This is a genomic window from Streptomyces sp. MMS24-W38 (genome assembly GCF_059889265.1).
On sequence record NZ_JCBCPP010000001.1, the window covers coordinates 1186181 to 1209752 of the forward strand.

Below are 23572 nucleotides of genomic sequence, written 5' to 3' on the forward strand. Positions count from 1 at the left end.
CTGCGACGGCAAGTCTGTCACGGAGGGTGGAGAGGGGACCGGGGGTCGTGCGGGCTTCCCGCGGACGGGTCGGAGCTGCTCAGAAGAGTGCCTCCCGGGCGTACCCGGCACGGATCTTCTCGGCGATCCGCAGGGGCGCCGAGGGGCGGACTCCGGTGGTCCTGCCCCTTGTGGACGGGGTTCCGTCCGGTCCGAGGACGATGTCCCGCGGGGCAGAAGGGCCGGCGCTGCTCCCGGACTCCCCGCCGGGTTCGTCGTCGACGGCGTGCTGCCCTGCCCCGGCCGGTACCGGCGCGCCCGTCTGCTCGTCGTCCTCCACCGCCGCAGGATCGACGTCGGTGGGCGTGTAAGCGGGAACGCCGGCTCCAGGCGCGGGCTCGAGGGCCGGGGCGGGGAGCTGGGGCACGACGATCTCGGGCGTCAGGTCGGTGAGGCGGCGCTTGGCCTGGAGGGCGGTCAGGCCTTGGTCGCGGATGACCCGCACCAGCCGCTCGATGACCTCGGGCAGAGTCGGCCGGGTGCCGGGGTCCGGCGCGAGCATGTCCGTGATCAGGGGCCCGAGTTCCGGTGGCAGGTCCGTCAGGTCGGGAGGAGTCGCCGGGTCCTCGATCCGCAGAGCGACGGCCTGCCAGGTCGGCCCCTCGTACGGATAGTGCCCGGTCGCGGCGAACAGCAGCACCGAACCGAGCGCGTAGACGTCGGCCGGCCGGTCCAGCCGCTGCTCGCCCCGGGCCTGCTCCGGCGGCATGCACAGCACGCTGCCGACGACGAAGCCGGTCGCCGTCAGGGTGGTGCGACGCTCCGCGAGCACGGCGAGACCGAAGTCGATCACCTTGGGGCCGTACCGGGACAGCAGGATGTTCTGCGGCTTCAGGTCGCGGTGGAGCAGCCCCGCATCGTGCACCGTGCCGAGGCCCTCGGCCAGCAGCGCCCCGAGGCTGGCGGTCTCGACGAGCGGGAGGGGCCCGTGCCCGGCGACAAGGGTGCGCAGATCCGGTCCGGGGACGTACTCCACCGCGAGCCAGGGCTGATCGGCGTCTGCGTCGGCTCCCACGAAGGCCGCGACGAACGGCCCGTAGACAGTGCGCAGACTGTCCACCTCGGACAGGAAGCGTGCGCGGGTGTCCTCGTCGAGGACGGAAGGCTTGATGACCTTCACGGCGGCCTGATGACCGGCCGGGGACTCGCCGAGAAACACCTGGCCCATACCGCCGGCCCCGATCCGGCACACCAGCGTGAAGCCCCCGACCGTCTTCGGGTCGTCGTCTCTCAGTGGTTCCACGGTGCTGTGCCTCCCCCTGTGCGGCCTGCAACCGCTGCTCCGGAATGTGGGCCGGCCCGCACCGGAGTCAGTCTATGCAAGTCCGTGCTCCCTCTGCGCCGCCTCCACTACGTACAGTGGGCGCCGAACCGGCCTGGCGATGAGGAGACCTGGGGTTCGTGGCAGTCACCCACCGGCCGGGCGGCCCGCCCGCGGGCAGCGAACAGCCGGCTTCCCGGGCTCTGGCCCGGATCGCGTCGACGGCGGCCGAGGACGCGCGCGTGGACGCGGCCGTCGACATCGAGTACGCGGCGCGGGACACCGAGGCGGACCTCGGCGTGGACCCGGGCGATGCGGACCTGGACGGTTTCGTGCGGCGGGGAGACCCTGACGATGACGGGAGACTATGCGCCGGACCGGACGAGACCGGCGGCCGCCCGCCTGGCGGAGTTGCTCACCCCGGCCCGCATCGTCTCCCACCTCGCTCGTGTCGAGGCCACCTCACCGACCTCCGTCCGGGCCACCGTCCGGCCCCTGCGGACCTTTCCCTTCAGTTCCCGGGCCACGGACGATGCCCTGACCTGTCACTTCACCGTGGACCCGGCCACCGTGGTGCTCCTGCGCGCCGAAGCAGCCACCGGACGCGGTGCGGTGTTCCGGCAGGTCGTCACCGCGCTGCGCCCCACGGCGGACCCGGTGAGGTGAGCGCGGTGCGGCAGGCCCTCGCCCACCGGGCCCCTGCCCGACCTGAGGCGGGCGCCGTCTCGTCAGCCGCACGGCGACCGGCGTTCCAGGTGCGGGAACAGCTCCTTCCACCGTTTCCCGGGGATATCCGCGGGGTACGCCTCGCACAGGTCCGCGTAGAGGCCGTCGGTGTCGAAGTCAAGGACGTAGGTCGCCGTCGACGTCATGCCGGACGGGCTGTTGTCCCTGACGGCCAGCCACGGGAGGGTACCGCCTGATCCGACCGGAGGCACGTGCACCGCGTCCGCGTACCGCAGGGTGAGGAACTCGGGCGTGTGCCACTGCCCGTCCTCTCCGACGGGCCAGAGGCGGTGCGGCGCGCTGGTCACCGCGTAACGGCCGCCGGCCGCCATGGTGATCGACTCGACCTTCTGCTCGAACTGGAGATTGTGACGGCCGGTCTCCTCGGGGTGTGCCGGATCGGAGATGTCCCAGAACTCGATGCTCCCGTCGGCCAGGGTCACCGCCAACTGCCCCTCACCCGTGGGGAAGTAGCCCCTGGGTGCGGCCGGCAGCAGGCCGCGCTCGACGGGGCGGGCGGGCTCGGGGAGGTCCCAGAGCCGGATCCGGTCTCCCGACAGCTCGGTGACGACCAGTCGGGAGTCGTCGAGGTACATCGCCCCGCCCCCCAGAGCCGCCTCGTCGATACGGCTGCCCCTACGCGGACGTGAGGGGTCGGTGACGTCCCAGAACCTGAGGTGCCAGTCCTCCTCCGTGGTCACCAGCGTCTCGTTCCCGGCGAACCACAGGTTGACCGAGTTCCCGGCCTCTCCGTCCGCCCCCACCGGAAGCATCCCCCGGCGCACGGGCCTCGCCGGATCCCGGATGTCCCACAGCGCGATCCCGGCCTCCTGTTGCGCACCCACCGCGAGCAGCGTCCCGTCAGGATTCACCCTGATGTCCGGGTACGCTCCGGCGACCCGGATGCCGGAGCCCTTCCGCACGGTTCCGCCGGCCTCCCACTGCCACACCTGGAGGGTGGTGTCCGGTCCTCCGTCCCAGTGCTGGGCCAGGAACATCGGCTTCTCGCGGCGGGACAGGAAGTAGGGCGCGCCCCATCCCTCCGGCAGGGTGTACCGGACCTTCGGCCGCTTGACGTCGCTGACGTCCCACAAGCTCGTCGTGTCACTCGCTTCGCCGGGCCGCCTGATGATGACCAGCTCACCGTCGGCGCTGAAGGCGCTGGTGCCCGCCTGGGGCGAGTCCTGGATGCCGCCCGGCAGAGCGGGCCCCCGGGCCCGGTCGGACCACACCCGTATCCCGCCGCCCACCTCGCCGACCGCCAGGTACCCGCCGTCCGGGCTGAACGCGACCGACTGGGCCGGCTCCCCCGCGGGGAGGGTCCCCCCGGGCATGCGGTTCGCCAGATCGGACGCCTTCCCGGTCGCCTCACCGCGTTTGGCACCCCGGGCACGGTCCGCTCCCGCCAGGAACCTGCCGTCCTCGCTGAAGGCCAGGGACGGCATGCCCCCCAGGTCGTCGCCCCAGGAGTCCCCGTAGTCCTCCACCTCCACGCGTCGCAGCTCCCGGCCGCCGGCCACCTCCCACCAGGCGATCTTCCCCGCCACGCCGGTGGCGACCACCAGGTCGCGCCGGGGGTGGGCGGCCACCGCCATGACCGTCTCGGCCTCCTCCGTGTCCTGCAGCACGGGCCGGTCCGGGTCGCCGACGTCCCACAGCCGCACCTGGGCGGGCGCCTCGCCCGGGTCCGCTTCGCCGTTGCCGTTGCCGTCGCCACTGCCGTTGCCCGTGATCAGGTGCCGCCCGTCGCGGGTGAAGTCCAGGGAGATCAGCGGCTCCCCGGCGACCGTGCGCTGTGCGCGCAGCGCGGGCCGGGCGGGATCGCTCACGTCCCACAGCCGCAGCAGCCCTCCGTCGCTGCCCGCGGCGAGGGTGCGGCCGTCCCCGCTGAAGGCAAGCGTGTACGTCCCCCGGCGTGCGAGCGGCACCTCGGCGAGGCGCTCCGGCTCACGGGGATCCGTGGTGTCCCACAGGGTCAGGGCGTCCTCCGACTGCGCGACGAGGACGCGTGAGCGGGGGTGGAAGGCGACGGCGGCACTGCTGCCCACCTCGATCCGGCCCGCCTCGGCCGGCCGGGTCGGCGCGGACACGTCCCATAGTTGGACGCGGCCGTCGCGGTGACTGCCCGCCAGGACCTTGCCGTCAGCGCTGTAGTCGATTTCGAGAACGGGAGTACGGTGCGGTGCGGCCGGCGCCAGGTGGACCGGGGTGAGGGTCATCGACGCCGCGTACAGGCTGGACCGGGTCTCCGGGATGACCGCCGTGCGGTAGGCGGCCAGACTGAGGGCGAGCGCGGTCCGCGGGTCGCCCTCGCGCAGGGCGTCGGCCTTGGCGGCCAGTTCCCTGGCGATCAGCCGCTTCTCCCGGCTCGCGGCCTGCCCGTTCTCGTGGAGCGCCCACCCGAAGAGGGACGTCGCCACCAGGGCGAGGGCCGAAAGGGAGGCGATCCACGCCCGGGTGACCAGGCGACGGCGGCGCTGTGCGAGTTCACCCGCGGCGACGAAGTCCCGCACGACGGGCGGCACGGGCACCCGGGCGGCCGTCGGGGGAGCCTCCTCGGCCGCCCCCGCGACGGCCGCCCCGCCGGCCTTCCAGAGCGCGCGGCCGGAGCGTAACCGTCCCCGGGGCCGGACGGGCGGGGTGTCGCCCACCGGTCCGGCGGGCTCCGCGGTGAGCTTTCCCGCCTCCGCCAGTGCGGCGCCCTCGTAGAGGCCGCTCGGTCTGCGTCCCGCCTCGGCCCAGCCCTCCGCCGCCACGGTCAGCCGGCGGAGCCTGAGCAGGTCGTCCCGCACCTCGTCGATCCAGCCGCTCAGTCTCGACCACCCGTGCAGCAGCGCGTCGTGGCCGAGCTGCGCTCCGCCCTCCTCGTCGACGACGACCAGCCGGGCGTCCACGAGCCGGCGCAGCAGGACCTCACTCCCGGCCAGTTCCCCGGGCAGTGCCCGGCGGCGGACGAGGCGTCCCTCCCCGTCGGCGACGTGCACCATGGCCAGCAGCAGACTCCGCAGAGCCGCGCGGCCGGTGTCGTCCAGGGAGTTGTGGATCCGGTCGGCAGCCGTGGCCACCGCACCCCGGATGCCTCCGGCAGCCGCGTACCCGGCGTACGTCAGGGTCGTCCCCCGGCGCCGCAGCCAGATCTCGGGGAGGGCGTAGGCCAGGAAGGGCAGCGCCGCCGCGTCGCCCGTGGACCGGCGTTCCTCGTTGACGTCGCGCCGCAGGAGCTGCGGGACGCCCTTCTCCCACCGCAGGCCCGCGTACTCCGCCGGGCCCACGATCGCCGCCTCGACCTCCTCGTCGGCCAGGGCGGGCACGGCGAAGTGGCCGGAGCGCACCACGGGCGCCAGCCGGGGGTCGCTCAGGGCGTCGCCGTAGAAGTCGGCGCGCAGCGCCAGGACGAGCCGCGGGCCCGGCGCCCCGGCCCCGTCGTCCTCCGCGTCCGCGCCGACGGTGAGGGCGGCGGCGAACCGGTCGCGTTCGTCCTCGTCCGAGCAGAGCGTGAAGTACTCCTCGAGCTGGTCGATGACGAGGAGACGCGGTACCCGCCCGGTCCCGGAGTCCGCGTCCGGTGGCCGGCTGAAGTGCCCGCGTTCCAGCTCCCGGACAACGTCGGAGGCGGCTCCGCCCACCGCCGTCGCCCACTCCTCGGCGAGCCGCCGGAAGGGCCGCTCCCCCAGCTCGGACATCAGCCGTACGGGCCCGAGCCCGGCCTCCTGGGCCGCCACGACGAGTCCGGCGCGCAGCAACGAGGACTTGCCGACCCCGGAGGGGCCGACCAGGACGACCGGCTCCCCGGGGCGCGACTGTTCGATGCGCCGCAGCAGGCCCCGGGTCAGTTCCTCGCGGCCGAAGAAGAGGCGGTGCTGTTCCGGGAGGAAGGGGACGATGCCGGGGTAGGGACAGACGGCGTCCGGGTCCGGGGCGTCGGGCGCCGTCTGTCCGGTCCCGGTGTCAGGCGGCGGTGCGTACCGCCGGTTGGCGGCGAGGATCAGCTCGCCCATGCGTGCGGTTCCGCTCCCGTAGGGGCGGGCGGCACCGCCCTGGAGCCGCTGGTCGAGCAGCCGGTAGACGCCGCCCAGCCTCAGCCACTTGGCGCCGCCCGCATCCCCCTCCCGCAGCAGACTGAGCAACTTGCCGCTGAACAGGGTGTGTTCATCACCCGGCGGGGCATACGCCAGGGCGTTGCGCATCGCCGAGGCGAGCAGGTAGCTGCCGGCGGGCCGCGCACCGGCGAAGAGATCCGCGGGCGCCTTCCGGCCGGGCTCCCGCGCGTTGCCCGCGAAGCAGCAGTCGAGGATGACGACGGGGTCGGCGGCCGCGTCGCTCAGGTAGCGCTCGATCTCCGTATAGGGGACGGAGTGGGCGAGGTCGGTCTGGGACTTGGTGCTCGTGGTGGCCAGGTAGAGCCGCTGACCGGGGCCGCGCAGGCCGTGCCCGGCGAAGTAGAGAAGGAGGGTCCCGGGCGCGTACCGCTGCTCGGTGGGCTCGGCCCGGGCGATGACCGTCGCCAGCGCCTCCAGAACCTCGCTCGGTGAGGCCGGATCGGTGAGCAACGTGACCCGGTCACCCATGCCGCACACCGTGCTCAGGGTCTCCGCCACGTCCCGCGCCGACCGGAGGGCGGACGGCAGGCCGGGCAGCTGCCGTCCCTGATGGCCCCCCGTGCCGACCACGAGTGCGTGGCAGCCCTCCGCCGCCAGATCCGCCCCCGCCGACGGTTCCGGTATGTCCTCCGGAGCCATCGTCAGTGCGCTCTCCCGGACGGCCGGTCCGGACCGTCGTCCTCCGCGGTGCGCGGCGTGTCCCCGGCGGCCCCGGCGTCCCGGGTGCCCTGCCGCCGTCCGCCCTCCGGTGCTCTGGGTTCTGCCTGCGGCTCCCGTTCCTGCTCCTCCCGGAGCGCCGCGGCCACCCGTTCGGCCAGTTCACCGGCGCCTTCCGCGGTCAGCCCGCGCACCTTCTCCGAGGAGACCGCGACCTGGGTGCCGTCCGGCAGGGTGAGCGTGACGGTCTGGTTGCCCCGGCGTCCCTGCAGCCACACCACGACCGCCGCGCCCGCGGCGGCCGTCGGGCCGCCGGGGGCCAGCAGCAGCGAGACCAGCTCCCCCAGGGCCCCCATGGCACCGCCCGGTGGCACGGCGGGGACCTCCCGGCGGACGAGGCCGCGCAGATCGGGGTCCTGGCGGAGCCACTGGTACAGGTCCTCGGAGGCTCCGGCCGCCTCCCCGTCGGCGGAATCGACGGCCAGTGTCACTCTCATCTCTGCCCCCACTCTGACGCAACTCGGTACTGGGGTCACCAACTGTCCAACGGATCAAACACGTTGGCAACGCCATATCGCGTCCCGGTGGCGAGGGATCCGAGCCGGGCGAGGGGGAAGCATGTGCAGGACCCCGGCCTCACGACGCCGGACGGCGATGCTTCCCCTGGCCACCGTCCCAGCCCGATCGTGCACGTGATGCCGGAGCCGGCCTGCGGCCACACGCCCTCGTCGGACTCGCTCCCCTCCACTCGCGCAAGCATCCGGCGGACCCGCCGCCCGCCGGATGCCCCACCGGATACTGTTCACGGAAAAGTCCAGGGCAGAGTCTGTTTCTCGGCTCGACGCCCCGCACGCGGACGTCCAGAGCGTCAAACGAGCGTCATGGCCAACAGTCCGTCCCTCCTGCTCGGAGCAGAGCAGGCCGCCACAACCACCTCTCCCGGCATGGTCCGCTCCGCTCATTCCGGGCGCCGACTCGACCAAAGGAGCCGCACCGCTTCTCCGGTCGCCGCAGGGGAGTCATGCCCTCCACCCCACAACACCCGTTCCGGCCTCCGCCCCGCTCCACGGCTGTTCCTTCGCCTCGATGATCGACCGCCCGCCAGGCACGGTCGGCAGTGGGCCCGATCCGGGATGGCGAGCGCTGTCCGGAACCCGCAGGAGGTCAGGGTCGGCTCACCGGTTCCTCCTCGGCGAGGTCGATCAGGCACTGGCGGAACCAGCGGTGTCCGGGATCGCGGTCGGTCCGCCTGGTCCAGGCCATGATCTCGGTGATGGGCTGGAGTTGGGGGATCGGCGGTTCCAGCAGGCGGATCCCCGCAGCCTCTCCGATCTTGCACGCGAGCCGTTCGTGGACCAGCGTGATCAGCCGCGTACCGCTCAGCAGGAAGGGCGCCATGCCGAATCCGGCGGTGATCTCGACGTTGCGCGGCACACCCAGGAAGTCGAGCTGCATCTCCGACAGCCCTCTCAGGTGCCCCGAGGACGCGGCCAGGTACGGGAGGGTCGTGAACTGCTCCAGGGTGATCTCGTCGCCCACCTCGGGATGGTCCCTGTCGACGGCGACCAGATAGCGGTCCTGGAACAGCACCCGGTGCGGGAACTGCTCGTGCTCCTCGAAGGCTTCCCGCGGCATCACCAGCAAGTCGGCCCGGTGTCCGCGGAGTTGATCGGCGAAGTCGTCGCCGGTCGGGAAAATGTTCAGGCGGATACCGGGCGCCTCGACGGACAACCGGGCAATGAGCGGCTGAAGGAACGTCATCGTCAGGTAGTCGTTGGCTATCACCGAGAAGGTCCGCCGGGCCGTGGCCGGGTCGAACGCCTCGCGCTGGGCGAGCACGATCTCGATGCCGGTGAGCAGCTCGCGGACCGGTCCGGCGAGCGACTCGGCCAGCGGCGTGGCCACGAGACCGCGCCCTTCCCTGGTCAGGAGCGGGTCGTTGAAGAGTTTCCGCAGGCGGGACAGGGTCGAGGACATCGCCGACTGTCCGATCGAGAGCCGTTGTGCCGCGCGGGTCACGCTCCGCTCAATCATGAGCATGTCGAAGGCCACGAGCAGGTTGAGGTCGACGCGTCGGAGGTCCACGGCCCCACATTAATCGATTTCATCGATGCCGAGCATTGTCAGGAATTGTTTGTGAACGGTGATCGGCGTCACTACCTTCACCTGAACAGCGCGTGAACGCGCGTCTCGTCACCGCTGTCGTCGCCGCTCAACGAGGAGAAAACGTGACGAAGCCACTGATCACCCATCTGCGCCATGTGGCGATCGCGGCCCCGGACCTCGACCGCCAGCTGGCGTTCTACCGGGACCTGTGGGGGCTGACCCCCGTCGAGTCCGACACCGGCGTGCAGTTCCTGGCCGCGGAGGGGTCCCCCGAGCAGTACGTCGTGCGTCTGCGCAAGGACGACCGGAAGCGGCTCGACCTGGTCTCGTTCGGAGCCGGCTCGGCGAAGGACGTCGACACCCTCGCCGCGCAACTGGCCCAGCAGGGTGTCCGGATCGTGCACGAGCCGCGGAAGCTCGACACCCCCGGCGGCGGCTACGGCTTCCGGTTCTTCGACGGCGACGGCCGCGTGGTCGAGGTCTCCGCCGACGTGGCCTCCCGGGAGTTCCGGACGATCAAGGCCCGTGAGTCGATCCCCGTCCGGCTCTCGCACTTCGTGGTCAACTCCGACCACCCCGAGGCGACCGTCGAGTGGTACGTCGAGCACCTCGGTTTCAAGCTCTCCGACACCCTGTGCCTCGGCGCCCGCGGCGACTTCATGTGGTTCCTGCGCTGCAACGACTGGCACCACTCCTTCGCCGTCGCCCGGGGGCCGCACGTCGCGATCCACCACCTCTCCTTCGAGCTGCGCGGGGTCGACGAGTTCATGCGCGGCACCGGCCGCATGCTGCGCGAGGGCGTCCAGCAGATCTGGGGTCCCGGCCGTCACAAGGCCGGCGACAACACCTACTCCTACTTCCTGGACCGGGTCGGGAACTGCGTCGAGTACACCACCGAGCTCGAGACCGTCGACTGGGACCGGCACCACCCGTCCGTCTACGACGTGACCAAGCCCGACTTCATCGACCAGTGGGGCACCGCGAACCAGATGAACGAGTTCGTGGCCAAGCAGCAGTTCAACGACCCCGACCGCGGCGTGTTCACCGCGCCCCCGCTCTGACCCTTCCGCTGACCCCTCCGTGAACAGGAAGTCAACGATGACTCTCACCAACGAACCCCGGTCGTCGGCGCCGTTCTCGACCCCGCTGGACGTACTGCTCGACCGGGTCGAGAAGGACATGCAGGAGGATCTCGTCCCGGCCGAGATCTTCAACAGCGACGAGGTCTTCCGGGCCGAGATGGAGCGGATCTTCACCAACACCTGGGTCTTCGTCGCCCACGAGAGCGAGATACCCGAGGCCGGTGACTTCGTCCAGCGCAGGATCGGGCTCGACCCGGTCATCGTGACCCGCGACGGCAAGGGCGGCGTCAACGTGCTGTCCAACTACTGCCGGCACCGCGGCACCCAGGTCTGCCAGACCGACGCGGGCAACTCCCGCTTCTTCACCTGCCCCTACCACGGCTGGACCTACGCCAACGACGGACGGCTGGTCGGTACGCCGCTGATGCACCGCGCGTACGGCGAGCCGCTCGACCCGGACCTGTGGAGCCTCAAGCGCGCCCCCCGCGTCGAGAACCGCAAGGGGTTCGTCTTCGCCTCGCTGTCCGAGGACGTGCCCGAGCTGGAGGAGTGGCTCGGAGGCGGTGCCTGGATGCTCGACCTGATCACCCAGCTCCACCCCGACGGCATGCGCGTGGCCGGTCCGCCCGAGCGCTACACGGTCAACGGCGACTGGAAGACAGCCGGTGAGAACTTCGCCGGCGACGTCTACCACCTGCCGACGCTGCACGCCAGCGTCCAGGAGGTCGACCTGCTCCAGGGCGTCCAGGGCACCTGCGAGATCGGCCGGACCTACGAGTTCGAGAACGGGCACACCTTCGTCGGCCACGCCTGGACGCAGGCGATCCACCCCGGCTTCACGCTGTGGGGCTACCCGGACGAGTACAAGGAGAAGTTCGACCTCAGCGGCCTGGACGAGACCCAGCGCTTCGTGGTCGACCACGAGCCTCCCACCGTGGGGACGATCTTCCCCAACCTCAGCTTCATCCGGATCTTCTCGCCGCTCCCGGACGGCCCGCCGGCCGTGATGACCAGCTTCCGGCAGTGGCAGCCCGTCGCCCCGGGCAAGCTCGAGCTGTGGAACTGGCAGTTCGTGTGGAACTTCCAGGACGAGGAGTCCGCCCAGCGCGACTACGTCGGCGGCCAGTACTGCTTCGGTTCGGCCGGGCTCTACGAGCAGGACGACACCGTCGCCTGGGAGGGCGTGGCGCGTGCCGCCGCCAGCCCCTGGATGCGCAAGGAAGGCCTGAAGTTCAACTACCAGCAGGGCCACAACTCGCCGGTCGACGACGCTCCGGACCCGGACTGGAGGGGACCGGGCGTCCACCGCAACACCGGCTACGGCGAGCACGTGCAGTTCAACTTCCTCCGCCAGTGGCTGCGCCAGATGAAGGGCACCACCACCGACGACCAGGCCACCGAAGGGACGCAGTCATGACCGCCGCCGAAGCCCCGGACACCCTCGCGGTGGACCCCACGACGTACGCCCTGGTCGCGCAGTTCCTCGCGCACGAGGCGCGTCTGCTGGACGAGGCGCGCGAGGAGGAGTGGTTCGCGCTGCTCGACGACGACCTGCTCTACACCGTGCCGTCGCGCCAGTCGACCGAACCGCGCAGCATCGAGGTCGACCGCGCCGCATGGCGCATCCGGGACACCAAGGCGCACATACGGACCCGCATCGACCGGCAGAACACCGGTCACGCCTACTCCGAGGTGCCCCCGTCGCGCACCATGCGGCTCGTCGGCAGCGTCGAGGTACGGACGAAGTCCGAGCCCGGCGTCGTCGAGGCCCACAGCTCGCTGCTGCTCTACCGGCAGCGCGGGATCGACGTCCACTTCGACCTGATCCCGTGCCGCCGCAACGACCGGATCCGGCTCACGGCCGCCGGTCCGCGGCTCCTGTCCCGCGAAGTGATCCTGACCGAGACCAGCCTCAAGACCGCCAACCTGGGGGTTTTCCTGTGACCAGCGTGACCCGTGTGACCGTCGACCCCGCGCGTTGCACCGCCTACGGGATCTGCGTCGGCATCCACCCCGAGGTCTTCGCCGTTCCGCCCGGCAGTCCGGTCGCGGTCGTCACCCGCGACGTGCTGACCGAGGACGACCTGGAGGACGTCCAGGAGGCCGTACGGGCCTGCCCCGCGCAGGCCCTGCGGCTGGTCGAGGGCTGATCGATGACTCGTGTCAACGACGGCATCGTGATCGTCGGCGCGTCGGCGGCGGGGCTCTCCGCCGCCGACGGACTGCGCGAGGGCGGCTACACCGGCCCCCTCACCGTGCTCGACGAGGAGACCGAGCCCGGATACGACCGGCCGATGCTCTCCAAGAGCCTGCTGGCCGCCGAGGAACACGCCGTGCCGGCCCCGCTGCGGACCCAGGAGCAGCTGGCCGCCAAGGAGATCGGTCTTCTCGCCGGTCACGGAGCCATGGGGCTGGACATCGACCGCCGCCTCGTGGTGACCAACTGGGGCGAGGCGATCGGCTGGCGGCACGTCGTCGTCGCGACCGGTGTCACGGCCCGCCCGGTCGTGACGGCCGGCGGCACCGCCCTGCCGACCCTGCGCACCCGCGCCGATCTGGCCACCGCCCGGCAGCTCGCCACGAGCGGGCGTCCGGTGACACTGATCGGCGGAGGGTTCATCGGTCTGGAGGCGGCCGCCGCCCTCCGCTCGCGCGGTGTCGAGGTGACCCTGCTGTGCGCGACCGAGTTGCCCCTGGCCGCGGTCCTCGGGGACGAGGTCGCCCGGTGGCTGCACGGACTGCACCTCGCGAACGGGGTCTCCTTCGGCCTCGGCAGCGCCGTCACCATCGTCGAGGAGACTTCGCACGGTTACGACATCCATCTCGCCGACGGGCGGACACGGCAGGCCACGAGCGTCCTCGCGGGAGTCGGTACGGAGCCGGCCACCGACTGGCTGATCGGTTCGGGCGTCGAGCTCGACCACGGTGTCGTCACCGACGCCGCCGGGCGGACGAACGTCGAGGGGGTGTGGGCCGCCGGTGACGTCGCCGCCCTCCAGGACCCGCTCCACAGCCGCCCCCGGCGCTTCGAACACTGGACCCACGCCATCGAGCAGGGGCGGCGGGTCGGTCTCGACATCGCCCGCGGCGAAGCCACCCCCTACGACGCCGTGCCGTACATCTGGACCGAACAGTACGGCCTGACCCTCCACATGCTCGGCGAGCGCCGGCCCGGCGACACCGACATCGTCGTCGAAGGCTCCCTCGAAACCGGCGAGTTCGTCGTCCTGCACGGCACCGGCGACGAACTGCACGGCGCCACCGTCTGCGGACGCGTCCGCGCCCTGCGGACGTACCGGAAGCTGCTCCGTTCCCGCGCCACCCTGAACGACGCCCTGACCGCGGCGTCCGCCTGATCCCCTCGTCGACTCCCCCTCAGCAAGGACCCACCATGCAGATGCTCGACAACCATGTCGTCCTCATCACCGGCGGCGGCTCCGGCCTCGGCCTCGGGATCGGCCGCCACTTCCTCGGCGAGGGCGCCCAGGTCGCCGTCCTGGAGATCTCCGCGGACAAACTCGCCGACCTCAAGGCCGAGTTCGGCGACGACGTACTGCTCGTCCAGGGTGACGTCACCAGCACCGAGGACCTCCTCGCCTGCCGGCAGGCGGTCCTGGACCGCTTCGGCCGCCTCGACTCCCTCGTCGGCGCCCACGGCATCTTCGACGGCAACATCCCGCTGCGCGACGTTCCCCTCGACCGGGTCACGTCGCTGTTCGACGAGGTGTTCCACGTCGACGTCCTCGGCTACGTCCTGGCCGCCAAGGTCTTCCTCGACGATCTGGAGGAGACGGGCGGCTCCATCGTGCTGACCTCCTCCACCGCGGCCTACGCCGCCGACGGCGGCGGCCTCTTCTACACCGCCGCCAAGGGCGCGGTGCGCAGCGTCGTCAACCAGCTCGCGTTCGAGTTCGCGCCCAAGGTGCGGGTCAACGGCGTCGCCCCGTCGGGCATCGCCAACAGCCAGCTCCGCGGCCCCCGCGCGCTCGGCCTGGAGAACAACAAGCAGTCCGACATCCCCAAGGAGGACTTCGAGTCGCAGTTCCTCACCCTCGCCCTCCTGCCCACCCTGCCGACCCCGGAGGACTACGCGCCGCTCTACGCGTACCTCGCCTCCCGGCACAACACCACCATGACCGGCCAGACGATCATCGCCGACCAGGGCGTGTTCAACCGCGCCGTGATCAGCAACGGCGCCGCCGACCGCGTGGGGAAGTGACCGTGTTCCGCTACTTCCCGACCAACTACGTCTGGAGCCTGTCGGTCAGCATCGCCATGAACTGCGGTGGCCAGATCGGCGAGATCGAGCAGATCTGCGCCCCGCTGGTGGACGCGGCCAAGGGCGGCGACGACGCCGGCACCGAGAAGTTCTTCCAATCGTGGTGCGCGTTCGCCGACGGGCTCGTCCGGCAGGCCGAGCGGGATCTCGCCGAGGGGCATCCGCTGTCGGCCGCCGCGCGCTACTCCCGTGCCTCGGTCTACTACCTGGTCGCCGAGCGCATGCAGAGCCGTCACTACGCGCCCCGTGAGGCCGCCTACCGCAAGTCCGTGGAGGCCTGCCGGCTCGCCATCGAACACGGGCAGGAGCGGGCCGAGTTCGTCGAGGTCCCCTACGAAGGCGCCTCGTACCCGGCGCTGTTCGTCCCCGCCGACAACGAACCCCCGGCAGGCGGCTACCCGGTGATGGTCTTCTGCAACGGCCTGGACTCGATGAAGGAGATGCTGTTCCGGCTGGGCCTGCCGAGGGAGTTGGCGCGGCGCGGCATCGCGACGCTCTGCGTCGACCAGCCGGGCACCGGCGCCTCGCTCCGCGAGCGCGGACTGCCCGCGGTCCACGACAGCGAGCGCTGGGCGAGCGCCGCGGTCGACTACCTGGAGACGCGCCCGGACGTCGACGCCACGCGCATCGGGATGAGCGGGGTCTCGCTCGGCGGCTACTACGCCCCGCGCGCGGCCGCGTTCGAGAAGCGGTTCAAGCTCTGTGCCGTCTGGGGGGCCAACCACAACTGGGGCGAACTCCAGAAGCGCCGTCTCCAGCGCGAGGGCGAGAACCCGGTGCCGCACTACTGGGACCACGTCCAGTGGGTGTTCGGCAAGGACAGCCTCGAGGACTTCATGGCCTTCGCCCCGAACATGACGCTTCAGGGCGTGGTCGAGCGGATCACCGTCCCCTTCCTCGTCACCCACGGCGAGGACGACCGGCAGATCCCGATGGATTTCGCCGTGCCCCAGTACGAGAACGCCGTGGGCAGTCCCGACCGCCACTTCAAGGTGTTCAGCCGCGCCGAGGGCGGATCGTCGCACGCCGGCGCCGACAACGAGGCCGTGCCCGCGCACTACATCGCCGACTGGGTCGCCGACCGACTCTGAAAGGGAGCCATGAACACTCCATCCCCCGCCTCCGGTTGGGTGATCGGCACCGACGTCGGTGGCACGTTCACCGACCTGTGGCTCCGGTCCCCGGACGGCGAGTCCTGGGTGTGCAAGTCCCCGACCACGCCCGACGTGGTGACGGGTGTGGTCAACGCCGTGCACCTGGCCGCCGAGACCGTCGGCCTGGACACCGGCGAACTGTGCTCCCGGGTGACCCGGTTCGGGCACGGCACCACCGTCGGCCTGAACGCGCTGCTGACCGGACGCTCGGCGAGGACCGGGCTCATCACGACCGCCGGGTTCGGCGACGTCCTGGAGATCGGCAGGCTGCGTCGCGGCACGGCCGGCCTGCAGGGCCTGGACCTGGGCGACTACCATCTGCGCGGCCAGATACCGCCGTTGGTGCCCCGCACCCAGGTCGTCGAGATCGTGGAGCGGATCGACTCGGACGGCGTCGTGCGCACGCCGCTGGACGAGGGCAGCGTGCTCGACGCGATCGGCCGGCTGCGGGACCTCGGGGTGGAGGCCGTCGCCGTCTGCCTCCTGTGGGCGACCGAGAACCCCGCCCACGAACTCGCCGTCGCCCGGCTGGTGGAGCGGGAGCTGCCCGACGTCTTCGTCTCCCTCTCCCACGAGATCGCGCCCTCGGTGGGTGAGTACGCCCGTGCCTCGACCACGGTGGCGAACGCGGCACTCGGGCCGGTCCAGGGGCACTACCTCACCCTTCTCGAGGAGCGGCTGGCCGCCCTCGGCATGACCGCCCCCATCATGATGACGACGAGCGCCGGCGGCGTGGTCCCGGCGCGGACGGTCACCGAGCGGCCCGTGTCGAACCTGCTCTCCGGTCCGGCGTCCTGCGTCGTGGCGGGCCAGAAGCTCGGGGCCGAACTCGGCACCTCGCACGTCCTGACCATGGACGTCGGCGGCACCAGCTTCGACGTCGGCGTCATCGCGGGCGGCGTCGCGCTGATGAGCGACGAGGTCACCTTCGGCGGCGCCGACATGCGCGTGCCGAGCATCGACATCGCCTCGATCGGCGCCGGCGGCGGCTCGATCGCCGCGGTCGAGGGCGGCGTGCTCAGCGTCGGGCCGCGCAGCGCCGGTGCCGAGCCCGGCCCGGTCTGCTACGGCAAGGGCGGCACCGAGCCGACGACCACCGACGCCGATCTCGTCCTCGGGGTGCTCGACCCGGAGCAGTTCGGCAGCGGGGGCATCGTCCTGGACCGCGAGGCCGCGAAGCAGGCCATCGCGGACAAGGTCGGAACGCCCCTCGGGCTGACCGCCGTCGAGGCGGCTCGGGCGATCCGGGTCGTCTTCGACAACGCGATGGCCGACCTGCTGCGCGCCGTCACCATCGAACGCGGCCACGACCCGAGGGAGTTCACCCTGGTCGCCGGTGGCGGATCGGGTCCGGCGCACGCCTGGGCCCTGTGCCGTGAGGCGGGCCTGGCCGGCTTCATCGTGCCGCCGACCGCGACCGCGCAGTCGGCCTTCGGCGCCGGCACCTCCGACCTCAAGACCACGGCCTCCCGCACCTGTTACCGGCGCGTGCTCGCCGAGGCCGGCCCGAGCGCCGAGGACGCGCGGGTCATCGCCGAGGCACTCGCCGACACCCGTGCACGCGCCCTCGCGACCCTTCCCGCCCCGGACCACGACACCGGCCCGGACCGCGACCCCGGCCGCGATGGCGCCACGGTCACCCACACGGCGTCCATCCGCTACTTCGGCCAGGCCCACCACGTCGACGTCACCGTGGCCGCCCGCCCCGACCAGGACGCCGTCGCGGATCTCCTCCTCACCTTCGAGAAGGAGTACGAGCAGCTGTGGGGCAAGGGATCCGGCTTCCGGGAGGCGGGGTTCGAGATCCTCTCGGTCCGCTCGGTGGCGGCACTGCCCGAGGCCGGGATCGCCGGCCCCGGCACGGGCGAGCCCTTCACCCGGCTCGGCACGCGTCCGGTCGTGTTCGACGACGCCGACCGGCCCGACGAGACCGCCGTGTACGAGGTCCGTCGGCCGGCCGCCGGCCAGGAGATCGCCGGTCCCGCGCTCGTCCAGCTCCCCGGCTGCGTCGTGGTGGTCCCCCCGGGCGGGGTCGCCACCACCGACGCACTCGGCCTCATCCACGTGAAGGTGAACTGACATGACCGCCGCAATCGACGTCGCCCCCGTCTCGTTGGACGGCGCCGCCACGGACCCGGTGATCCGCCAGGTCGTGCGCAGCCGCCTCGTCGCCATCACCGACCAGATGCGGCTCGCGTTGCAGTCCGTCAGCGGCAGCCCGACGGTGACCGAGGCGAGCGACTTCTTCACCGGCATCTACCTGCCGGACGGCTCGTTCGTCACGATGGGGCACCAGGTGACCTTCGAGGCGCCCCCCGTGGGATCACTGATCCGGCACCTGCTGAGCAACGGCACCAAGCTCAAGGACGGCGACCGCATCATCGGCAACGACCCGTTCATCGGCGCGCTGCACCAGAACGACGTACAGATGTGCGCACCGCTGATCGTGGACGGCGAACTGCTCGGGTGGGCCGGTGTGATGGCGCACGAGACCGACATCGGCGGCATGGACTTCGCCTCGTGGTCGCCCAAGGCCACCGAGGTGTGGCAGGAGGGACTGCGCATCCCGGCCGTCAAGCTGGTCGACGGCGGTGAACTGCGGGAGGACGTCCTGGAGATGATCCTCACCGCCTCGCGCCTTCCGGCCGAAGTGGGCCTCGACATCCGGGCCTTCATCGCCACCCTGAACGTCGCGGCCGAGCGCCTCACCGAACTCTCCCACCGGTACGGCAAGTCGACCGTGCTGTCGGTGATGCACACCATGGTCGACGACGCCGAGGCCCTGGTGCGCGCACGCCTGCGCGAACTGCCCGACGGAGTCGTCCACACCCGCGACTTCCTCGAGCACGACGGCAAGCAGAACCTCCTCTTCGTCATCGACTGCGTGCTGACGAAGCGCGGTGACAGCCTGCACTTCGACTTCTCGGGTTCCTCACCGCAGGCAGGCGGCTTCGTGAACTCCTCCCGCGCGGGCCTCGCCGGCGGTGTCGCGGGCGCGGTGATCCCCACCTTGGGCTTCGGCATCCCGTGGAACGAGGGCCTGCTGCGCCCGGTGGAGATCTCGGCGCCGGACGGACTGGTCTGCACCGCCGTACCACCGGCGCCGGTGGGGTCGGCCACCGTCGAGGCCGTCTGGACGGTCAGCAACGTGGTCTCCGCGGCGCTGAACCGGCTGCTGCTCGCCTCGCCGAAGTACGCGCACCGTGCCCAGGCCGTCAGCAGCGGCACGATGGCGACCTTCAACCTCTCCGGCCGCGACCGGCACGGCAAGGTGTTCGGCCTGCACCTGATGGACCCGCTCGCCGGGGGCTTCGGCGCCTTCGCCGACCACGACGGGCAGAACGCCGCCGGACCGATCAACGCCCCGTGCCCGTCGATCGCCGACGTGGAGGTCAACGAGCAGAAGACCCCGCTCTTCTACCACTACCGGCGTCTCGCCCCCGGCACCGGTGGCGCCGGCCGCCGCCGCGGCGGTCTCGCGGCCGAGGTCGGCATCACCGTCTCCGTGCCTCAAGCCGAGGCACTCGTGATGACGCACGGCGCCGAAGTGCCGAACTCCGTCGGGCTCGGCGGCGGCCTGCCCGGAGCCATGGTCAGCCAGCGCTTCCGGGCCGGCGGGGAGCAGCCCCGGGGCCTCGGGCCCAAGCCGGGCTCCTTCCCGATCACCCCGGCGGACCTGTTCGAGGTGACCTGGCAGGGCGGCGGCGGCATCGGCGACCCGCTCGACCGCGACCCCGCCGACGTCCTGGACGACATCCACTACGGCCTGGTCACACCGGAGGAGGCCCGGGAGACCTACGGCGTGGTCCTCTCCGGAGACGGCGGGACCGGCGCGACCGGCGCGTCGGTCGACGCGGCCGCCACCATCGCCGCTCGCAGAGAGCGGCGCGCCGCCCGGCTGGGCGTCGAACCGGCCACCGTCACGGACCCGTCGGCGGTCACCGAGGCGGTTCCCGACGACGCGGTACGGCTGGGCGACCGGCTCCTCCTCGCCCGGGACGAGGCCACCGGGCAGTTCCAGGTGCGCACCCCCGAGGGGGTCCTGCTCTCCTCCGGCTCCACCAGATGGCGCGAGGGAGCTCACCGGTTCGCCCTGTCCCTGCCGCCGTCCGTCGGCGCGACCCTCCACGCCGATCTGGCGGTCACCGGCTGGGCCTGCCCGCGGACCGGCGCCCTGCTCGCGGTCGACGTGCACCTGAGCGACCAGGAGCCCTTCCACGACCTCGACCTCGACCTCGCCGCACTCGACCTCGCCGCACTCGAACACACCGGCACCACCGCTGGAGACACCCGATGAGCCGCAAGATCATCCTGACCATCGCCCCGACCGGTGGCATGGCCACCAAGGAGCAGAGTCCGCACCTGCCCGTCACACCGCAGGAGATCGCCGACGACGTGGCCCGCTGCTGGGAGGTCGGCGCAAGCGTCGTGGCCGTCCACGCCCGCCGCGCGGACGGTCTGGCCACCTGCGACCCCGAGGTCTACTCCGAGATCAACGCACTGATCCGGGCCCGGACCGACATCGTCATCAACAACTCCACCGGCGGCGGCATCCACGGCGACATGCCGGTGCGGCTGAGCGACGAGCTCTGGGAACTCGACTGGAACGAACGGATCAAGGGCATCGAGGGCACGGGCTGCGAGATGGCCACCCTCGACTCGCACACGATCACGGCCAGCACCGCCGAACGCGAGTACCTCGTCACCACGACGCCGAAGCGCTCCCGCTGGCTGCTGGAGGAGATGACCAGGCGCGGCATCAAACCGGAGTGGGAGGTCTTCGACCTCGGGCACATCCTGTCCGACTTCACCACCCTGACCGCCGAGGGCCTGGACTCCCGGCCGTACTACTGCAACATCGTGCTCGGCGGCCAGCGCGGCTTCCAGGGCGCCCTGCCGTACACCCCCAAGATCCTCCAGATGCTCGTGGAGCACCTCCCCGAGGGCACGGTGTGGGGAGTCTCGGGCATCGGGCCGACCCAGCTTCCGGCGACGACCCACGGCCTGCTGCTCGGCGGCCACATGCGGGTCGGCCTCGAGGACAACCTCTACTACTCGCGCGGCCGGCTCGCGACCAACCTGGAGCTGGCCGAGCGCGCCGTGCGGATCATCCGCGAACTCGGCTACGAGATCGCCACCCCGAGCGAGGCGCGCGAGATGCTGGGGCTGGGGCAGCTCGACGAGGTGCCGGCATGAGCGTCCACAGCACGTCCGGCGTCGTCGCCTTCTCCGACACCGACGCCTCCGGCCGGTTCCACCACACCGCCGCGTACCGGTGGGCGGAGAACACCGAGCACGCGTTCTACCGTTCGGTGCTCCCGGACGTCGACATCGGCCGGTTCCCCCGCCGCTCCACGTCGGCCACGTACGAGCGACCGCTCACGGCCGGTGACGCGTACACGGTCGACCTCGAACTCGACCGCATCGGGAACAGCTCGATCACCTACACCTGGACGGTCACCGGCCCGGCCGGTGTCTGCGTACGCGGCGCACACGCCGTCGTGCACGTGGATGCCACCGGCCGCCCGGCACCGGTCCCCGGGGCGCTGCGCGACCATCTCGCTCCGGCCGCAGGGGTGGTGGCGTGATGGACAAGGTCGTGGCCTCGGCCGCCGAGGCGGTCGCCGACATCCCCTCGGGCAGCACCCTCGCGGTGGGCGGCTTCGGACTGTGCGGCATCCCGGCCGTGCTGATCCAGGCAGTGCTGGAGACCGGCACCGACCGGCTCGAGACGGTGTCCAACAACGCCGGCGTCGACGACTGGGGACTGGGCATCCTGCTCGGCGCGGGCCGTCTGCGCCGGGTGGTGGCGTCGTACGTCGGGGAGAACAAGGAGTTCGCCCGGCAGTACCTCTCCGGGGAGCTGGAGGTCGAGCTGACCCCGCAGGGCACGCTCGCGGAGCGGATGCGGGCCGGAGGCTCCGGCATCGCGGCGTTCTACACCCGCACCGGCGTGGGCACCCAGGTCGCCGAGGGCGGCATGCCCTGGAAGTACGCGGCCGACGGCAGCGTCGAACTGACCTCTCCGGCCAAGCCGGTGGCGACCTTCGACGGCCTCGACCATGTGCTCGAGCGCGCGATCGTGGCCGACTTCGGGCTGGTGCGGGCCTGGAAGGGCGACCGGCACGGCAACCTCGTCTTCAAGGACGCGGCCCGCAACTTCAACCCGCTCGCGGCGATGTGCGGCCGGACCACCATCGCCGAGGTCGAGCACCTGGTCGAACCCGGCGACATCGACCCCGACGAGGTCCACGTGCCCGGCGTCTACGTCCACCGGGTCGTCGCCCTCACCCCGGAGCAGGCCGCCGAGAAGCGCATCGAGAAGAGGACGGTACGGGCATGAGTGAGGAAGGTGCACGCGCATGAGCTGGACGCGTGAGCAGATGGCCGCACGCGCGGCCCGGGAACTCGAGGACGGCGACTACGTCAACCTCGGCATCGGCCTCCCGACCCTCATCCCGAACCATGTGCCGGACGACGTGGAGTTGGTGCTGCAGTCGGAGAACGGCATTCTCGGCACGGGCCCCTACCCGACCGAGGACGAGGTCGACCCCGACCTCGTCAACGCCGGCAAGGAGACCGTGACCGTACGCCGCGGCGCGAGCTTCTTCGACTCCGCCCTGTCCTTCGGGATGATCCGCGGCGGCAAGATCGACGCGGCCGTCCTCGGCGCGATGCAGGTCTCCGCGACCGGCGACATCGCCAACTGGATGATCCCCGGCAAGATGGTCAAGGGCATGGGCGGGGCCATGGACCTGGTGCACGGCGCCAAGAAGGTCGTGGTCCTCATGGAACACGTGACCCGGGACGGCGGCTTCAAGATCGTCGAGGAGTGCTCCCTGCCCTACACCGGCAAGGGAGTCGTCCAGCGGATCATCACCGACCTGTGCGTCCTGGACGTCACCCCCGACGGCCTGCGCCTGGTCGAACTGGCCCCGGACGTCACCGTCGAGGAGGTCAGGGCGAAAACCGAACCTCCGGTACTCGGGGCCGCCGTACCGACGAGCTGAGCATCGCATGGCCGTCCCGTCCGCATCCGGGACGGCCATGCGGGTGAGCGCCACGGGATGGCCCGGTGCAGGGCAGCGCCGTCGGACGACGGTGAGCGCGGCGAGCGTCGACGGCACCGCACACCGACACCGACTCGGTCGCCTCCACCGCGCCCTCTGCCACGCCGACGTCGTGTCCGGCAGCCGGGCGACCTCCATGGGCGGCCGGCTCACCGGGGCCACGTCCGGCACTGCCACCACCGCCTTCAACACGAGCGTCAGGAATCCTCACAGCCGGGATCCGCCCGAGGCGTCGATGCACTGGCCGGTGATCCACCGCGACGACTCGGATGCCAGGAAGGCGACGATGTCGGCCACATCGGACGGCTGTCCCAGCCGTCCGAAGACGGACAAGGACGCCAGGTCCGCCGCCGCTTCCCTCGTACGCCGCTTTTCCGCGTTCATGTCCGTCTCGACGAATCCGGGCCGGACACAGTTCACCGTGATGGCGCGCGCCCCGACTTCCTTGGCCAGCGCCAGGGTGAAGGTGTCGACCGCCCCCTTGCTCATGGAGTAGACGAGGGACTCCGGATAGGCGACGCGGGTCACCGCGGATGAGATGTTGATGATGCGGCCCCCGTCCGGCATGCGTTTCAGGGCCTGCTGCGCCATGAACACCAGGGATTTGGTGTTCACCGCGAAGATCCGGTCGAAGAGTTCGGGCGTCACCTCGCCGATACGGGCGGACCCGCTGACTCCGGCGTTGTTGACGAGTACGTCCAGACCCGGACTCGTGCCGTACCGTGTCACTCCGGCGTCGAACCGGGCGTACAGACTCTCCACTCCCCCCGGCTCGCCGAGGTCCGCCTGTACCGCGAAAGCGCGTCCGCCGCTGTCCCGGATCGTCTCGAGGGTTTTCTCGGCCGCGCTCTCGTCCTCGCGGAAGTGCACCGCCACCAGGGCACCGTCCTGCGCCAGCCTCTGCGCGATGCCCCGCCCCATCCCCCTGCTCGCACCCGTCACCAGTGCCGTCTTGCCTGCTGACACGCCTGTGTGCCTTCCCCTTTGAGACTGCTCGGATCGCAGCCGGGGCGAGTAGTAGCACGCGCCCGTGACGTGAGGTGTACCCCGGAGCAACGAGGGTGAGTCACCAAGAGCCGTCGCCGAAAAGGGGTGGGT

General features: G+C 71.6%; 19 protein-coding genes. 14 read left to right on the forward strand and 5 right to left on the reverse strand.

Going from position 1 to position 23572, the window contains the following annotated elements; all coding sequences use genetic code 11:
- Positions 1-79 precede the first annotated feature (79 nt).
- Positions 80-1282 (reverse strand): serine/threonine-protein kinase, encoded by a 1203-nt coding sequence (locus AC6F7H_RS04145; protein WP_500755270.1) that lies wholly within the window; start codon positions 1280-1282, stop codon positions 80-82.
- A 372-nt stretch (positions 1283-1654) separates the two neighbouring features.
- Here AC6F7H_RS04145 and AC6F7H_RS04150 point away from each other — a divergent pair, with 372 nt between their 5' ends.
- A complete protein-coding gene (locus AC6F7H_RS04150; protein ID WP_500755272.1) occupies positions 1655-1966 on the forward strand; it encodes a hypothetical protein in 312 nt (103 codons plus the stop codon).
- Between the two features lie 62 nt (positions 1967-2028).
- Here AC6F7H_RS04150 and AC6F7H_RS04155 read toward each other — a convergent pair whose 3' ends face one another.
- The 3 genes from AC6F7H_RS04155 to AC6F7H_RS04165 all read right to left on the reverse strand — a co-directional run bounded on the left by AC6F7H_RS04155 (position 2029) and on the right by AC6F7H_RS04165 (position 8868).
- Positions 2029-6765, reverse strand: coding sequence for a caspase, EACC1-associated type (locus tag AC6F7H_RS04155; protein WP_500755273.1), 4737 nt, complete (start codon positions 6763-6765; stop codon positions 2029-2031).
- 2 nt (positions 6766-6767) lie between these two features.
- Positions 6768-7280 (reverse strand): effector-associated constant component EACC1, encoded by a 513-nt coding sequence (locus AC6F7H_RS04160; RefSeq protein ID WP_500755274.1) that lies wholly within the window; start codon positions 7278-7280, stop codon positions 6768-6770.
- A gap of 667 nt (positions 7281-7947) precedes the next feature.
- Positions 7948-8868, reverse strand: coding sequence for a LysR family transcriptional regulator (locus AC6F7H_RS04165; RefSeq protein ID WP_500755275.1), 921 nt, complete (start codon positions 8866-8868; stop codon positions 7948-7950).
- 143 nt (positions 8869-9011) lie between these two features.
- On the opposite strand from AC6F7H_RS04165, the gene AC6F7H_RS04170 reads away from it, so the two are divergent.
- Genes AC6F7H_RS04170 through AC6F7H_RS04230 form a run of 13 tightly spaced genes read left to right on the forward strand, consistent with a single transcriptional unit; the run spans position 9012 to position 22414 of the window.
- The gene (locus AC6F7H_RS04170) at positions 9012-9950 is read left to right on the forward strand and encodes a VOC family protein (RefSeq protein WP_500755276.1); all 939 of its coding nucleotides are present in this window, start codon (positions 9012-9014) and stop codon (positions 9948-9950) included.
- Positions 9951-9987: 37 nt separating this feature from the next.
- A complete protein-coding gene (locus AC6F7H_RS04175; protein WP_500755278.1) occupies positions 9988-11388 on the forward strand; it encodes an aromatic ring-hydroxylating oxygenase subunit alpha in 1401 nt (466 codons plus the stop codon).
- The gene (locus AC6F7H_RS04180) at positions 11385-11915 is read left to right on the forward strand and encodes an aromatic-ring-hydroxylating dioxygenase subunit beta (RefSeq protein ID WP_500755279.1); all 531 of its coding nucleotides are present in this window, start codon (positions 11385-11387) and stop codon (positions 11913-11915) included. The genes AC6F7H_RS04175 and AC6F7H_RS04180 overlap by 4 nt, the downstream gene beginning before the upstream one ends.
- 5 nt (positions 11916-11920) lie before the next feature.
- Positions 11921-12121 carry a ferredoxin gene (locus AC6F7H_RS04185; protein WP_500755280.1) on the forward strand — a complete coding sequence of 67 codons (201 nt, stop codon included), beginning with the start codon at positions 11921-11923 and terminating at the stop codon, positions 12119-12121.
- A 3-nt stretch (positions 12122-12124) separates the two neighbouring features.
- Entirely contained in the window at positions 12125-13327 is a 1203-nt protein-coding gene (locus AC6F7H_RS04190) for an NAD(P)/FAD-dependent oxidoreductase (RefSeq protein WP_500755281.1), read from the forward strand.
- 35 nt (positions 13328-13362) lie between these two features.
- Positions 13363-14190: an SDR family oxidoreductase gene (locus AC6F7H_RS04195; RefSeq protein WP_500755283.1), complete on the forward strand. Its 828-nt coding sequence runs from the start codon at positions 13363-13365 to the stop codon at positions 14188-14190.
- Positions 14191-14192: 2 nt separating this feature from the next.
- Positions 14193-15341, forward strand: coding sequence for an alpha/beta hydrolase family protein (locus AC6F7H_RS04200; protein WP_500755284.1), 1149 nt, complete (start codon positions 14193-14195; stop codon positions 15339-15341).
- A gap of 9 nt (positions 15342-15350) precedes the next feature.
- Complete coding sequence (locus AC6F7H_RS04205; RefSeq protein WP_500755285.1) at positions 15351-17483, forward strand: hydantoinase/oxoprolinase family protein; 2133 nt, start codon at positions 15351-15353, stop codon at positions 17481-17483.
- Between the two features lies 1 nt (position 17484).
- The gene (locus AC6F7H_RS04210; protein ID WP_500755286.1) at positions 17485-19701 is read left to right on the forward strand and encodes a hydantoinase B/oxoprolinase family protein; all 2217 of its coding nucleotides are present in this window, start codon (positions 17485-17487) and stop codon (positions 19699-19701) included.
- Positions 19698-20600: a beta-keto acid cleavage family enzyme gene (locus AC6F7H_RS04215; protein ID WP_500755287.1), complete on the forward strand. Its 903-nt coding sequence runs from the start codon at positions 19698-19700 to the stop codon at positions 20598-20600. Before AC6F7H_RS04210 ends, AC6F7H_RS04215 begins: the two co-directional genes overlap by 4 nt.
- Complete coding sequence (locus tag AC6F7H_RS04220) at positions 20597-20992, forward strand: acyl-CoA thioesterase (RefSeq protein ID WP_500755288.1); 396 nt, start codon at positions 20597-20599, stop codon at positions 20990-20992. Before AC6F7H_RS04215 ends, AC6F7H_RS04220 begins: the two co-directional genes overlap by 4 nt.
- Complete coding sequence (locus AC6F7H_RS04225; RefSeq protein WP_500755289.1) at positions 20992-21747, forward strand: CoA transferase subunit A; 756 nt, start codon at positions 20992-20994, stop codon at positions 21745-21747. The genes AC6F7H_RS04220 and AC6F7H_RS04225 overlap by 1 nt, the downstream gene beginning before the upstream one ends.
- Before the next feature lie 19 nt (positions 21748-21766).
- A complete protein-coding gene (locus AC6F7H_RS04230) occupies positions 21767-22414 on the forward strand; it encodes a CoA transferase subunit B (RefSeq protein ID WP_500755290.1) in 648 nt (215 codons plus the stop codon).
- Between the two features lie 267 nt (positions 22415-22681).
- Here the strand turns inward: AC6F7H_RS04230 and AC6F7H_RS04235 are convergent, their stop codons facing one another.
- A complete protein-coding gene (locus AC6F7H_RS04235; protein ID WP_500755292.1) occupies positions 22682-23440 on the reverse strand; it encodes an SDR family oxidoreductase in 759 nt (252 codons plus the stop codon).
- Between the last annotated feature and the right edge of the window lie 132 nt (positions 23441-23572).

What these genes read in the sequence shown, in the direction of transcription:
- AC6F7H_RS04150 (WP_500755272.1), top strand. Translation starts at nt 1,655, where the DNA reads ATGACGGGAGACTATGCGCCGGACCGGACGAGACCGGCGGCCGCCCGC.
- AC6F7H_RS04155 (WP_500755273.1), bottom strand. Translation starts at nt 6,765, where the DNA reads ATGGCTCCGGAGGACATACCGGAACCGTCGGCGGGGGCGGATCTGGCG.
- AC6F7H_RS04160 (WP_500755274.1), bottom strand. Translation starts at nt 7,280, where the DNA reads ATGAGAGTGACACTGGCCGTCGATTCCGCCGACGGGGAGGCGGCCGGA.
- AC6F7H_RS04175 (WP_500755278.1), top strand. Translation starts at nt 9,988, where the DNA reads ATGACTCTCACCAACGAACCCCGGTCGTCGGCGCCGTTCTCGACCCCG.
- AC6F7H_RS04180 (WP_500755279.1), top strand. Translation starts at nt 11,385, where the DNA reads ATGACCGCCGCCGAAGCCCCGGACACCCTCGCGGTGGACCCCACGACG.
- AC6F7H_RS04190 (WP_500755281.1), top strand. Translation starts at nt 12,125, where the DNA reads ATGACTCGTGTCAACGACGGCATCGTGATCGTCGGCGCGTCGGCGGCG.
- AC6F7H_RS04195 (WP_500755283.1), top strand. Translation starts at nt 13,363, where the DNA reads ATGCAGATGCTCGACAACCATGTCGTCCTCATCACCGGCGGCGGCTCC.
- AC6F7H_RS04205 (WP_500755285.1), top strand. Translation starts at nt 15,351, where the DNA reads ATGAACACTCCATCCCCCGCCTCCGGTTGGGTGATCGGCACCGACGTC.
- AC6F7H_RS04210 (WP_500755286.1), top strand. Translation starts at nt 17,485, where the DNA reads ATGACCGCCGCAATCGACGTCGCCCCCGTCTCGTTGGACGGCGCCGCC.
- AC6F7H_RS04215 (WP_500755287.1), top strand. Translation starts at nt 19,698, where the DNA reads ATGAGCCGCAAGATCATCCTGACCATCGCCCCGACCGGTGGCATGGCC.
- AC6F7H_RS04220 (WP_500755288.1), top strand. Translation starts at nt 20,597, where the DNA reads ATGAGCGTCCACAGCACGTCCGGCGTCGTCGCCTTCTCCGACACCGAC.
- AC6F7H_RS04225 (WP_500755289.1), top strand. Translation starts at nt 20,992, where the DNA reads ATGGACAAGGTCGTGGCCTCGGCCGCCGAGGCGGTCGCCGACATCCCC.
- AC6F7H_RS04230 (WP_500755290.1), top strand. Translation starts at nt 21,767, where the DNA reads ATGAGCTGGACGCGTGAGCAGATGGCCGCACGCGCGGCCCGGGAACTC.